The organism is Falsiroseomonas frigidaquae (genome assembly GCF_012163145.1).
In the GTDB taxonomy this organism is placed as follows: domain Bacteria; phylum Pseudomonadota; class Alphaproteobacteria; order Acetobacterales; family Acetobacteraceae; genus Falsiroseomonas; species Falsiroseomonas frigidaquae.
Genome location: NZ_JAAVTX010000001.1, coordinates 631,612 through 644,055, shown reverse-complemented (window position 1 = coordinate 644,055; position 12,444 = coordinate 631,612). Strand labels below are relative to the sequence as shown.

12 protein-coding genes are annotated in these 12,444 nt (G+C 70.6%); 8 read left to right on the top strand and 4 right to left on the bottom strand.

The features are described 5' to 3' along the window. The first annotated feature begins 6 nt into the window (after window positions 1-6). The 6 genes from HB662_RS03070 (at window position 7) to HB662_RS29595 (ending at window position 5,559) form a co-directional block, all read left to right on the top strand. A complete protein-coding gene (locus HB662_RS03070; RefSeq protein WP_342449429.1) occupies window positions 7-1,092 on the top strand; it encodes an ABC transporter permease in 1,086 nt (361 codons plus the stop codon). Window positions 1,093-1,157: 65 nt separating this feature from the next. Further along, window positions 1,158-1,904: an ATP-binding cassette domain-containing protein gene (locus HB662_RS03065; protein ID WP_168047607.1), complete on the top strand. Its 747-nt coding sequence runs from the start codon at window positions 1,158-1,160 to the stop codon at window positions 1,902-1,904. Beyond that, entirely contained in the window at window positions 1,904-2,920 is a 1,017-nt protein-coding gene (locus HB662_RS03060) for an MlaD family protein (protein ID WP_168046996.1), read from the top strand. Before HB662_RS03065 ends, HB662_RS03060 begins: the two co-directional genes overlap by 1 nt. Further along, window positions 2,917-3,519 (top strand): ABC-type transport auxiliary lipoprotein family protein, encoded by a 603-nt coding sequence (locus HB662_RS03055; protein WP_168046994.1) that lies wholly within the window; start codon window positions 2,917-2,919, stop codon window positions 3,517-3,519. The genes HB662_RS03060 and HB662_RS03055 overlap by 4 nt, the downstream gene beginning before the upstream one ends. A 139-nt stretch (window positions 3,520-3,658) precedes the next feature. Beyond that, entirely contained in the window at window positions 3,659-4,411 is a 753-nt protein-coding gene (locus HB662_RS03050) for a hypothetical protein (RefSeq protein ID WP_168046992.1), read from the top strand. Between the two features lie 455 nt (window positions 4,412-4,866). Continuing rightward, window positions 4,867-5,559, top strand: a complete 693-nt coding sequence (locus HB662_RS29595) for a DUF2939 domain-containing protein (RefSeq protein ID WP_168046990.1) — start codon at window positions 4,867-4,869, stop codon at window positions 5,557-5,559. Here the strand turns inward: HB662_RS29595 and HB662_RS03040 are convergent. Genes HB662_RS03040 through HB662_RS03030 form a run of 3 tightly spaced genes read right to left on the bottom strand, consistent with a single transcriptional unit; the run spans window position 5,543 to window position 8,350 of the window. After that, window positions 5,543-5,752 (bottom strand): DUF2783 domain-containing protein, encoded by a 210-nt coding sequence (locus HB662_RS03040; protein ID WP_168046988.1) that lies wholly within the window; start codon window positions 5,750-5,752, stop codon window positions 5,543-5,545. The two genes, HB662_RS29595 and HB662_RS03040, sit on opposite strands and share 17 nt — an antisense overlap. After that, complete coding sequence (locus tag HB662_RS03035; protein WP_168046986.1) at window positions 5,749-7,359, bottom strand: FAD-dependent oxidoreductase; 1,611 nt, start codon at window positions 7,357-7,359, stop codon at window positions 5,749-5,751. The genes HB662_RS03040 and HB662_RS03035 overlap by 4 nt, the downstream gene beginning before the upstream one ends. A 4-nt stretch (window positions 7,360-7,363) precedes the next feature. Continuing rightward, window positions 7,364-8,350: an MBL fold metallo-hydrolase gene (locus HB662_RS03030; protein WP_168046984.1), complete on the bottom strand. Its 987-nt coding sequence runs from the start codon at window positions 8,348-8,350 to the stop codon at window positions 7,364-7,366. A 183-nt stretch (window positions 8,351-8,533) separates the two neighbouring features. Between HB662_RS03030 and HB662_RS03025 the strand changes: the two genes are divergently transcribed. Together HB662_RS03025 and HB662_RS03020 are read left to right on the top strand one after the other, a co-directional pair. Next, a complete protein-coding gene (locus HB662_RS03025; protein WP_168046982.1) occupies window positions 8,534-9,274 on the top strand; it encodes a Crp/Fnr family transcriptional regulator in 741 nt (246 codons plus the stop codon). A gap of 102 nt (window positions 9,275-9,376) precedes the next feature. Further along, entirely contained in the window at window positions 9,377-10,036 is a 660-nt protein-coding gene (locus HB662_RS03020; RefSeq protein WP_168046980.1) for a hypothetical protein, read from the top strand. 33 nt (window positions 10,037-10,069) lie between these two features. Here the strand turns inward: HB662_RS03020 and HB662_RS03015 are convergent, their stop codons facing one another. Beyond that, window positions 10,070-12,397, bottom strand: a complete 2,328-nt coding sequence (locus HB662_RS03015) for a xanthine dehydrogenase family protein molybdopterin-binding subunit (RefSeq protein WP_168046978.1) — start codon at window positions 12,395-12,397, stop codon at window positions 10,070-10,072. Window positions 12,398-12,444 lie beyond the last annotated feature (47 nt).

Genomic DNA, 12,444 nt, shown 5'->3' with positions numbered 1-12,444 from the left:
TTGCAGGTGCAGGAGGGTCAGGACGGTCGCGTTGTCAGCCTGTCCGGCCGCCTGGACACGCCGGCCGCGGCCTCGCTCTGGACCTCCCTGATGGCGGAGGCCCGCAAGCCGGGTGCGCCGCTGGTGCTGGACCTGGCGGCGGTGGAGGCGGTGGACACCACCGGCGCCACCCTGCTGCTGACCGCGCAATCCGCCGCCGAGGGGGGGCGGATCGAGAATGCCAGCCCCGGCGTGGTGGCGGTGCTGGACCGGGTGCGGGACGCGCTGGCGGCACCGCGGCCGAAGGTGGTGCCCTATCGCTTCTCGCCGCTGTCCGGGATCGGCCGGCGCGTGGTGAATGCGCTGCGTGGCGGCGTGGAATCGCTGGCATTCCTGGGCGAGCTGCTGATCAACGCCCTCGGCACGCTGATCCGCCCCGGAAGGCTGCGGGCGCGGGAGCTGCTGCGCCATTTGGATGAGGCGGGAACCCGGGCCTTCGGGCTGGCGGTGCTGCTGGGCTCGCTGCTCGGCGTCATCCTGGCCTTCCAGTCGGCCATCCCGCTGCGCCAGTTCGGCGCGGAGGTCTTCGTGCCCAGCCTGGTCGGTATCTCCCTGCTGCGCGAATTGGGGCCGCTGATGGCCGGGGTGGTGCTGGCCGGGCGTACCGGTTCCGCCTACGCCGCGGAACTCGGCACCATGACGGTGAATGAGGAGGTGGCGGCGCTGCGGATCATGGGCATCGACCCGATGGCCCTGCTGGTGCTGCCCCGGGTGCTGGCCGGCATCCTGGTGATGCCGGTGCTGTCATTGGTGCTGACCCTGGCGGGGCTGGTGGGCATGGCCATCGTCATGGCGCTGCTCGGCTTCCAGATGACCACGGTGGCGCAGCAATTGACCAATTTCGTCAGCCTGAAGGACCTGATGGGCGGGTTGTTCAAGGCGGCGGTGTTCGGGCTGGCGATTTCCGTCGTCGGCTGCCGCGCGGGCCTCGGTGCCGGGCGTGGGCCGCGGGCGGTGGGCGATGCGGCGACCGCGGCGGTGGTCGGCGGCATCGTCGCCATCGTCGTGCTCGATGGCGCCTTCGCGGTGCTCTACGAAAGGCTCGGATTGTGAGTGAGGCAGCACAGATAGTGGAGCCGGTCGCCGATCCCCCCCTGACCGACTCCCCGGGTCCCGAGGTGCCGGCGGTGATCGAGGCGCGGGACCTGACGGCTGCCTTCGGCAGCAACGTGCTGTTCCGCCACGTCAGCTTCGATGTGCGGCGCGGCGAGGTCTTCGTCATCCTCGGCGGTTCCGGCTGCGGCAAATCCACCCTGCTGAAGCTGATGATCGGCCTGGTGCCGCCGGCCCAGGGCAAGGTGGACATCCTCGGCACCGACATCTGGGCAACGCAGGGCGCGGCGCGGCTCGACCTGCTGAAGCGCATCGGCGTGATGTGGCAGCAGGGCGCGCTGTTCGGGTCGCAGACCCTGCTGGAGAATGTGGAAATGCCGCTGGCCGAGCACACCACCCTGCCGCCCGATGCGCGGCGGGAAGTGGCGCGCGCCAAGCTCGGCCTGGTCGGGCTTTCGGCGGCGGCGGACCAGCTGCCCTCCGAGATCTCGGGCGGCATGCTGAAGCGCGCCGGCATCGCCCGCGCGCTGGCGCTGGACCCGCCCATCCTGTTCCTCGACGAGCCTTCGGCGGGGTTGGACCCCGTCACTTCGGCAGGGCTGGATGAGCTGATCCGCGACCTGTCGCGTTCGCTGGGGACGACTTTCGTGGTGGTGACGCATGAACTGGCCTCGATCCTGGCCATCGGCGACCGCTGCATCATGCTGGACAAGGGAGCCAAGGGAATGATTGCCGAAGGCGACCCGCGCGAATTGCGCGACCACAGCACCCATCCGGTGGTGCAGGCCTTCTTCCTGCGAAAGGCTGCGTGATGGCCTCGGGCAGGATGCTCTATGCGCGCGTCGGCGCGCTGGTGCTGGTCGGCATCGTGCTGGCCGTGGCCTTCGTGCTGTTCCTGGCCGGCGGCCGCGGGCTGCAGGCGACGCAGATGTTCGAAAGCTATTTCGAGGAATCGGTGCAGGGCCTCGATGTCGGCGCGCCGGTCCGCTACCGCGGCGTCGCGGTCGGACGGGTGACGCAGATCGGCCTGGTCACCGCCGAATATCCGCGGCCGCAGGGCGTCGCCTATTCCGCCGGGTTCCAGCGGGTATTCCTGCGCTTCGGCCTGGATCTGAGCCAGGTGGGGGAGACGCCGGACATCGGCGAGGCGGTGCGCCTCGGCCTGCGCGCGCGGATCACCGCGCAGGGCATCACGGGCGTGAACTACCTGGAGCTGGATTTCGTCAGCCCGCAGCGATTTCCCGTGGTGAACCCGCCCTGGCAACCGCGCTACCCGGTGATTCCCGGCGTGCCCTCCACCGTCGCGCAGGTAACCAATGCGGCGGAGCTGCTGATCCAGCGGCTGGCGGACCTGCCGGTCGACCAGATCTCGAACGACATCGCGGGCCTGCTGTCCAACCTCAACCGGCAGACCAGCGATGGTGACCTGGCGCAGGTGCTGCGCGAGGCGGCCAACACCATGACCCTGCTTCGGACCGCGGTGGAGGGCGGCGACCTGGCCGGCGCGGTGGGCGAATTCCGCGCCGCCGCCACCGATGCCCGCGCCCTGATGAGCGGCCCGGAGATCCGCGGCGCCATGGCCAATGCGGCCGGTGCCGCCGCCGAGCTGCGGCGCGCCGCCCAGAACCTGCCCGGCGCGGTGGAGGGGATGGAGCGCACCATGCGCGCGGCGCGGGAGACGACGATCGATGTGCAGGCGGAGCTGCTGCCCATCCTGATCGACCTGCGCGCCACCACCGCCAACCTGCGGGCCACCGCCGAACAGCTGCGATCCGCCCCCTCGCAGCTTCTGTTCGGCGCACCGCCGACCCCGGATCGCCGCCGATGAACCGTCGTGCCCTGATCGCCGCGCTGCCCTTGCTGGCCGCCGGCTGCTCGATCTTTCCCGACAGGCCGCATGTGCCGGTGCGGCGCTACGCGCTTTCGCCGGTGCGGCAGACGGCGCAGGGCGCGCGGCCCGGGGCGCCGGTTCTGCTGGTGCGCCTGGTGCGGTCCGTACCGGGGCTGCAGGACCTCGGCCTGCGCCGCGTGCGGCCGGACGGGTCCTATGAGATCCTGGTCTATGAGCAATGGATCGCGCCGCCGGCCGGGTTGGTCGATGCGGCGCTGCGGGCGTGGCTGCAGGGCTCCGGCCTGTTCTCCGCCGTGGTGCCGCAGGGCAGCAGGGCGGAGGCCAGCCTGGTGCTGGAACTGCAGTTGACGGCGCTGGAGGCAATGCCCGCCTGGGGCCGCGCCCGCGCCGGCCTGGCCGGCGTGCTGCTGCGGGAGGAACGCCTGGCATCGCGCGTGGTGGAGACGCTGGAGGCAACCGGGGAGGCGCCGCTGGCCCCGGATGCGGAGGCCCCGGCGATGGTGCTCGCCATGACGCAGGCGCTGGGGGTGGCGCTTGCCGGGATCGAGGCGCGGCTGGCGCCACTGGTGCGGTAGGCTTCGGCCCTTCGGGCTGCATCGTCGCGGGCATCGCCCAGCCAAGAAGCGTCCCGCATGTCCGGTCGATCGAGCGCCGAAATATTGCGAGGCGCGATCCCTGATGCTCCACTTCGCTGCGCGAGGGCACGGAGGGAGCATGCCGGTCGACGCCACCCAGGACGGACCGCCGCGGCAGCCGCCCTTGCAGGCGCTGTTGCGAGGCTGGCGAATACTGGGCGGCATCCTGGCCGCGCAGCTTCTGTTCCTGACGCTGGAATGGCCGATGATGGGCCTGCTGGCCTGCGGCTTCATCGCGCTGTTCTTCGGCATCCTGGCGATGCGCGACTTCCTGGCCTTCCTGCTGCTGGCCGGGCTCGGCATGCTGATGGTCATCCTGCAACTGGCGCTGCTGGAGACGCGGGTGACGCCGCTTTCGCTGCTGAACCCCGGCGCCGTCCTGGTGCCCACCGCCGGGCTGCACATCCACCCGGACGCGCGCCGTGCAACGCGGCGGGCGGCGGGGCGCGTCAGGCACTTCCAGGTGGCCGCACTGGTCCCGGCAGGGTGGGAGCCAGGCCAGCCGGTGCCCTATTGGGTGCTGGTGGTTGGTGGGCCCGGACCGGCGCGGCAGCCCTGGGCGCAGCCGCTGGCGCAGGCCGCGCTGGCGCCGGCGCTGGATATCGATGAGGGCCGGGACCTGGCGCGCGAAATGGCGGCGCGGTGGGGCAGCCCGATGCCGGATCCGCCGGTGATGGTGCTGTGGGTGCGCGATGCGGCGGAGGTGGCGCGCCGGTCACGCGACAGGGTCGTGGCGATCGCGGTCGCCTGCCTGGCGGCCTGGCCGGTGCTGTTCAGCGTGGCGCTGGCGTGGTCCGCCTTCAGCCGGCACCGGGCGCGGCCCTCCGCCTGAAGCGGTGCGATTGGATTTCATGCTTCAGGAACAACAGCTTCTTAAGCACGAGATCCGTTTGATCGGACGGATCCTGCTCAGCAGCCACGGGCCACATCGGCAAGCGAGGCCTGGGCGGACCTGGCAGGGGCGCCGCGCTTCACCGTGTGTTGAACGTCCCCCGCGTCGCCGGCAGCGCAATGCGCATTTCTGCGCGAAAGCGTTCACAGTGCGACTAGTCTCGTAAAAAACACAGTATAGCCTGTCTCGTTAATCCTTTTCCCATCATTCAGGCCTCATTCTCAGGACGCGGAGAACGAACCTGTTTCGTCTCTTTCGGAGGGAAGTGGCCACCCCGTTCTCGCGGGGTGGCGGAACATCCTTCCGATGGGGGCGTCTCACAAGTTGTTTCGCAACTTAAAGTTGTCTTTCCTGCAGAATTGGAAGACGGCGCAATCTTAACTTGTGAGGCAGTCGTGGACACACGGAGCGTGGGAGCGGCGGAGCACTGGGACGAGGTCTGGGCGGAATACGATGCGCGCCAGCCGGCGCCACCCGCGCCCCTGCCGCCGCGTCGCCCGGTGCGCCCGCCGGAGATCATCGCCCCGCCGCCGGCGGTGCAGGCCACCAGCCTGTCCCGCGAAAGCCGGTCCCGCAGCCCCTGGGCGGCGCTGGCACTGCTGCCGCTACTGGGCCTGGGCTGGATGGGCGCCCCCTACGCCACCGCCTGGAACCTGGCGCAGGCGCTGGAGGCGCGCGACGGTGCCGAGATGTCCCGCCATTTGGACCTGCCTGCGATGCAGGCCGCGGTCCGCGAGAGTCTGCTGCCGCATACCGCTTCGGGCGACCGGACGCCGGAGGCGCGTGCCTTCCTGTCCGGGATGGCGGAGGACATTGCCGCCGCCTGGGCCAACCCGACCGCCCTGGCCGAGGTCGCCCGTGCCCGTGGCGTGCCGGCCGGTGCGGCGGTACAGGCGCTGCGCGGCACCGTGCCGACCGGGCTGACCCGCTTCGAGATGGCGCTGGAGGGCAGCGTCGCGCCGATCCGGCTGCAGATCGAGCTGACCGGCGCGGCGCCCGCGCCGCGCTGGCAGGTGACCGGGGTGCGGCTGGAGAATCGCCAGCCCATCCCGGCCCCGTCGCCGATGCGAGTCAGCGCCTTGCGTTAGGCGGGGCAGGGTCCCGCGCCAGCGCGATCGCCTGGCGCAGCACGGCCTCGTCGCCCACATGATTGGCCAGGATCAGCACCAGCCTGGCATCCAGGCGGCGCGATGCCGCCTCATCTAGCCCGAGATGCGCCTCGACCAGCCGCGCGAAGATCGCATCCGGGTCGGCCAGCCGGGGCGAGGTGTCCAGCTTCATGCGGCATGCTCCATCTGGCCGAGGGCGCGGGCCAGCGCGGCGCGGATGGCGCCGGGGCGTGGCGCGGCGAAGCGGGCGGCGATGTGCTGGTCCGGGCGGATCAGCACCGCCCCGCCCGGCGGCGCGCCGTAGCGGGCAGCGGCCAGGCCGCTGTGGTCCCACAGCGTGCCGGGCGTTTCCTCCGCCGTGACGAAGACGGCGCGCAGGCCGGGGACCGGCGTCCAGACCGCGTCGAAGACCAGCAGCGCGAATTCGCCGCCGAGATGGCGCAGCAGCCAGTCCGGCCTGCCCTGGTGCCGCACCGGCGCATCCGGCGCCGGGCTGCCGGTCTCCGCGCCGCCTGGCCAGGTTCCGTCATCGGCGGCGTTCAGCGGGCTGTCCGCCAGCACCGCGGGGCGGGACAGGCGGCCGGAATTGACCAGGGCGCGGGCAAAGGCGTGGCCTTCCGCCAGTTCCAGCACCGCGTCGCGATAGGCCCGCGCGGCGGGCGTCTTGGGGGAGATGAAGTCGGTGGCACGCGTCGAGTGCAGGATGTTCTCCTCCGCCGCCGCGATCCGTTCCGCCTCATAGCTGGCGAGCAGCGCCGGGCCGGCTTCCCCGCGCAGGATGGCGGCCAGTTTCCAGGCGAGGTTGTCCGCATCCTGCACTCCGCCATTGCCGCCGCGGGCCCCGAAGGGGCTGACCTGGTGCGCCGAATCACCGGCGAGGACCACGCGGCCCTGCACGAAGCGATCGAGCCGCCGGCAGCGAAAGGTATAGAGGCTGACCCATTCCAGTTCGAAGGGCACATCCGGCCCCAGCATGGCGGCGACGCGGGCGCGCACGCGTTCGGGCTGCTGTTCGGACTCCGGATCGGCCTCCGCGCCCAGTTGGAAATCGATGCGCCACAGCTCGTCCGGCTGCTTGTGCAGCAGCACGGATTGGCCGGGGTGGAAGGGCGGGTCGAACCAGAACCAGCGCTCGGCGGGGAAGGCGACCTCGCCGCGGATCACCACATCGGCGATCAGGAAGCGGTCCTGGAACACCTGGCCGTGGAGGGGCAGGCCCAGGCTGCGCCGGATGAAGCTGCGGGCGCCGTCGCAGGCCAGCAGCCAGTCGGCGCGCAGCGCATAGGCGCCGCTGGGGGTGGTCACGGTGAGCGTCACGCCATCCGCATCCGCGGCCAGGCCGGTGACCTGGTGGCGCCAGCGCAGGTCGACGCCGGCCTCGGCGCAGGCTTCCACCAGCCAGGCCTCGACATGGTATTGCTGGATGTTGACGAAGGCCGGGTAGCGGTGGCCTTCCTCGGGCAGCAGGTCGAACGCATAGACCTGGCGGTCCTGGTGGAAGACCCGGCCGGTCTTCCAGGTGACGCCGCGGGCCAGCAGCTTTTCGCCCAGGCCGAGGCGGCCATAGATCTCCAGCGTGCGCTTGGCGAAGCAGATGGCGCGGCTGCCGGTGGCGACGCTGTCCTCCTCATCCAGCAGCGTCACCGCCACGCCGTGCCGCGCCAGATCCAGTGCCAGGGTCAGGCCGACCAGGCCACCGCCAACCACCACGACGCGGCGGTGGTCCCGGCCGCTGGCGGGGGGTGGCGTGGCGGGGTAGCGAGGGTTGGCGTGCGGCACGGGCTCAGGCTTCGGCGGGCTTCATCGCCGTGCCGTGCTCCAGCGCCTGCCACATCGCCAGATCCCGCTCCGCCGTCCAGATCCGCGGGTGGGTCAGGCCGCCGGCCTCGTCGAAGGCCCGGGTGACGTTGAAGGGCATGCAGTGCTCGAAGATCACCCAGGACCCGTATTTCGGGCGCATGAAGCCCATGGTGTCGTCATACACCGCCTTCAGATCCCAGCCCTTCGCGACACCTTCCCGCACCCGGCCGAACAGGTCGGAGGTGAAGGCGCGCGTGCCCTCGATCGCCTCGGCGCAATCGGCCTTCGTCATCAGGGCGCGGCCGCGGCCGGGCACCAGCTTTTCGGCGCCCAGCGCGGCCACGGCATTCAGCGTGGCGGACCAGTCGGCGAAATGGGCGTCGCCGCAATAGGGTGTGGCGCCGAATTCCACCGTGTCGCCGGCGAACAGCACCTTCTCCTTCGGCAGCCAGACCACCGTGTCGCCGGCCGTGTGGCTGCGGCCGATATGGATGATCTGCGCCTCCCGCTCCCCCAGCCACAGGGTCATGCGCTTTTCGAATGTGTGGGTCGGCCAGGTCAGGCCGGGAATGCTCTCCTTGCCGCGGAACAGGCGCGGGAAGCGGCCGATCTCGCTGTCCATGTCGGCCTGGCCGCGCTCCACGATCAGGTCGCGGGTCGCCTGGCTGGCCAGGATGACGGGGTTGCCCCCGGGGGAGAAGTAGCCGGACGCGCCGAGCACCCTGACCGCGTGGTAATGCGTCAGCACCACCTGGCGGACCTGGCGCGGCGTGACGGTGGCGATGCGGGCCATCACATCCTGCGCCATGGCGGGTGTCGCCTGGGCGTCCACCACCACCGCGCCGTCCGGGCCGATGATGATTCCGGAATTGGGGTCGCCTTCCGCCGTGTAGGCGAACAGGCCCGGACCAAGCTCGTCGAAGGAGATTGTCTTCTCGGCCAGATCATTGGCGGAGGCGAATCCGGACATCTGCATTGGCTCCCTGCTTGCCCTCAGGTTCCACCGGTGCGGGTCGCGGCGGCAAGTTCGATCTTCTCCGGCTCGTCAAGCATCCCAGTCATGCCGGGTTTGTATGTTCCCTTCAAAGGCCCGTCAGCGTAGGTTGCAATGCTTGGACGGCAGTCGCGCGCGCTGCCATGGATCAATCCCACGATGAGCCGTAATCCAAACCTGACCCCGCTACCTGGTAGTTGCGCGGCTTGCACGGTACGACCCTTCGCGCTGTTCCGGGTGATCCCGCAGGCGCGCGTGGGCGAAATCGCCCGGATCCGATCCGGTGTGCGGCTGGTGCGGGCAGGGGACGCCATCATGGATGGCGTCTTCACCATGTATGCCGGTTGGGCCTTCACCTGGACCGCGACCAATGATGGCCGCCGGCAGATCCTGGATTTCCACCTGCCTGGCGACCTGGTGGAGCGCACCGAGGATGCCGCGGAGGTCGAGGCGCTGACCGATTCCTCCTTCTGCATCCTGTCCAAGGAACGGCTCTGCGCCTTCATGGGCAACGATCCCGGCCTGGCGCTGTCCTATGTCGAGGGGCTGACGCGGGATCGCGCGCGGATGCGCGAAAGGCTGACCAGCCTTGGCCGCCGCGATGCCGCCGGGCGGGTGGCGCATCTGCTGCTGGAACTGCATGGCCGGCTGCTGCGGCGTGGCGGCGGCGATGCGCGCGGGGCGGCGGTGCCGCTGAAGCAGGCACATCTGGCGGATGCGCTGGGGCTTTCCGTGGAACACGCCAACCGGGCGCTGGCCGCGCTTCGCAAGGACGGCATCGCCACGCTGAACAAGGGCCGGCTGGAGATCCTCAACCGGCACGAGCTGGAGGATCTGGCTGGCTGGACCGGCCATCCGCCGTCCAGCAGCTCGCTGGCGCCGCAGACCATGACCGGCTGAACCGGAGGCTTCGGCCGGCCGGCGGCTGGGCCCTTGCGCCGGCTTGGTCCTCTACGGCGGAGGCTGTAGCCTTCCGCCAGACCCGGAACGGACCCGACGCCGATGCGCCTTGCACCCCCGCGCCTCGCCCACCTGCTGGGCTGCCTGCTGCTACTGTTGTGCTGCGCGGCCGTGACCACGCCCGCGCTGGCCCAGCGCGATCCCTCCTTCAACCTGGTGAACCGCAGCGGCCAGCCGATCCGGGAGATCTATGTCTCCCCCAGCGAGGATCGCTACTGGGGACACGACCTGCTGCAGGCCGACCTGCTGCCGGATGGCGGCAGCTTCCCGCTGCGCCTCGACCCCTCCGCCGGCTGCCTGCAGGATGTGCGGGTGGTCTATGTCGATGGCCGGCCGGAGGAGCGGCGGCGGCAGGATACCTGCCGGATGGTGCAGATGGTCTTCGGCAGCGGGGCGGGCGGCCCGGCTGCGCGCGGCCCGGCCCGGCCCGACGCGGTCCCGCAGGGGCGCGGCAACCCGTCCTTCAACCTGGTCAACCACGGCGCGGGGATGATCCGGGAGGTCTATGTCTCCTCCGTCCAGCTCAACAACTGGGGCGAGGACCGGCTGGGCGAGCAGGTGTTGCCGCCGGGCCGGCATCTGGCGGTGCGGCTGCCGGCCGGCGATTGCGTGAATGACGTGCGGATCGTCTGGATGGATGGCCGCAGCGAGGAACGCCGGCGCCTGGACACCTGCGCCCTGGTGAACCTGGTCTTCCAGTAGGAAAGGGGCCGCGGCGCGGCCCCCCCAGGTTACTCAGGCGGCCTTCGCCGCCTCCAGCGCCTTCCACACCGTCTCCGGCGTCGCCGGCATGTCGATGTGCTTCACCCCGGCACCGGACAGCGCATCCACCAGCGCGTTCATCGCGGCGGGCGGGGAGCCCACGGCACCGGCCTCGCCGGCGCCCTTGACGCCAAGCGGGTTGGTTTCGCAGGTCACCTCGATCAGGTCGACGTCGATATCCGGCAGGTCCTCCGCCCGCGGCAGGGCGTAGTCCATGAAGGATGCGGACAGAAGCTGGCCGGAGCCGTTGTCGTAGCTGGTGCGCTCATGCAGCGCCTGGCCGATGCCCTGCGCCACGCCGCCATGCACCTGGCCGCGCACGATCAGCGGGTTCAGCGCGTGGCCCACATCATCCACCACGATGTAGCGCGGCACGGTGACGATGCCGGTCTCGGGGTCCACCTCGACCTCCGCCACATGGCAGCCATTGGGGAAGGTGTGGGTGTCGATGTTCGCGGTTTCCATCGCGTCCAGCAGGATCGCGCTCTCCCCGGCCGCCACCCGCTTCCGCTGCACCGCGGCCAGGTCGAGGATGCCGATGCCGCGATCGGTGCCCGCCACCTCGAACCGCCCGCCCGTGGCGGAGAATTCGATGTCGGCGACCGAGGTCTCGAGCTGCTCCGCGGCCGCCTGCTTGCCCTTCTCCACCACGCTGGCGGTGGTCACCAGGATGGCCTGGCCTTCGGAATAGAGGCTGCGCGCGCCGCCGGTGCCGCCGCCGGAGGGCAGCGTCTCACTGTCGCCCTGCCGCACCCGGATCTTGTCGATCGGGATGCCCAGCTCATGGCTGGTCATCATGGCATAGGCGGTCTCGTGGCCCTGGCCGGTGGACTGGGTGCCGACATAGAGGTCGACCAAGCCGTCTTCCGCGAAGACGACCTTGGCGTTCTCGGTCGCCGCGCCGCCGGTGGCCTCCAGGTAGTAGGCAAGGCCGATGCCACGCTGCTTGCCGCGCTTTGCCGCTTCCGCACGCCGCGCCGGAAAACCGTCCCAATCAATCTTGAGCAGGGCGGCATCCATAAGTTGCGAAAAGTCGCCGCTGTCATAGCGCTGGCCCATGGCGGAGACCCAGGGCATCGCCTCCTGCTTCACCATGTTGCGGCGGCGCAGCTCGATCCGGTCCACGCCGATCTCGCGCGCGGTGGCGTCGATCAGGCGTTCCACCAGGTAGTTGCTCTCCGGCCGCCCGGCGCCGCGATAGGCGTCCACCGGCACGGTGTTGGTGAGCACGCCGATGACATGCGCGTGGATCGCCTCGAACCCATAGACGCTGGCCAGCACCTTGGTGCCGGCGCCGGTCGGGATGAAGGGCGCGAAGGTGGAGAGATAGGCGCCCATGCCGGCATAGTTGCGGGTCCGCAGCGCCAGAAACTTGCCCTCGGCGTCCGTCGCCAGCTCGCCCAGGGTGATGTTGTCCCGGCCATGGGTGTCGGACAGGAAGGCCTCGCTGCGATCGCTGGCCCACTTCACCGGGCGGCCGACCTTGCGCGCCGCCACGGCGACCAGGACGTGTTCCGGATAAAGGAAGATCTTCATCCCGAAGCCACCGCCCACATCCGGCGTCACCACGCGGACATTCTCCGCCGGGGTGTTGAAGATGTTGCCGGACAGGATGTTCTTCAGCAGCCAGGAGCCCTGCGTATTGGTGTGCAGGGTCAGCTTGTCGCCTTCCCAGGCGGCGACCGCCGCGCGGGCCTCCATGCTGGCGACGACCACGCGATTGTTCACCACGGTCAGGCGCGTGACATGGGCGGCGCGGGCGAAGGCGGCATCCGCCTTGGCCTTGTCGCCGGCTTCCCAGTCGAACACCACGTTGTTGGCGATATCCGGCCAGACGGCAGGCTGGCCCGGCTCCCACGCCGTGGCGAGGTCGGTCGCGGCCGGCAGCGCGTCGTATTCCACTTCCACCGCCTCGGCGGCGTCGCGGGCGGCCTGGGGGGTTTCGGCGACGATGAAGGCGACCGGGTCGCCGACATGGCGCACCACGCCATCGGCCAGCGCCGGGCGCGGCGTGTTGCCGCGCGGCGTGCCGTCCCGGTTCTTCATCGGGATCAGGCAGGGCAATTCGCCGATGCCTTCCGCCTTCAGATCGGCGGCGGTGAGCACCGCCAGCACGCCGGGCAGCGCCAGGGCGGCGGCGGTGTCGATGCGGGTGATGGTGGCATGTGCCTGCGGGCTTCGCAGCACGATGGCATGCGCCTGGCCGGGCATGGCCAGGTCATCCGTGTATTCGCCCCGGCCGGTCAAAAGGCGCGGGTCCTCGACCCGGCGTACCGACTGGCTCAATCCGAACTTCGCCATGGCGTCACATCCCCGCTTGGTTCCGGTGAGTATCTGCTGTCCCGGGG

Coding starts and splice junctions, on each gene's coding strand:
- HB662_RS03060 (WP_168046996.1), top strand. CDS start 1,904: ATGGCCTCGGGCAGGATGCTCTATGCGCGCGTCGGCGCGCTGGTGCTG.
- HB662_RS03055 (WP_168046994.1), top strand. CDS start 2,917: ATGAACCGTCGTGCCCTGATCGCCGCGCTGCCCTTGCTGGCCGCCGGC.
- HB662_RS03050 (WP_168046992.1), top strand. CDS start 3,659: ATGCCGGTCGACGCCACCCAGGACGGACCGCCGCGGCAGCCGCCCTTG.
- HB662_RS03040 (WP_168046988.1), bottom strand. CDS start 5,752: ATGAAGCTGGACACCTCGCCCCGGCTGGCCGACCCGGATGCGATCTTC.
- HB662_RS03030 (WP_168046984.1), bottom strand. CDS start 8,350: ATGTCCGGATTCGCCTCCGCCAATGATCTGGCCGAGAAGACAATCTCC.
- HB662_RS03025 (WP_168046982.1), top strand. CDS start 8,534: ATGAGCCGTAATCCAAACCTGACCCCGCTACCTGGTAGTTGCGCGGCT.
- HB662_RS03020 (WP_168046980.1), top strand. CDS start 9,377: ATGCGCCTTGCACCCCCGCGCCTCGCCCACCTGCTGGGCTGCCTGCTG.
- HB662_RS03015 (WP_168046978.1), bottom strand. CDS start 12,397: ATGGCGAAGTTCGGATTGAGCCAGTCGGTACGCCGGGTCGAGGACCCG.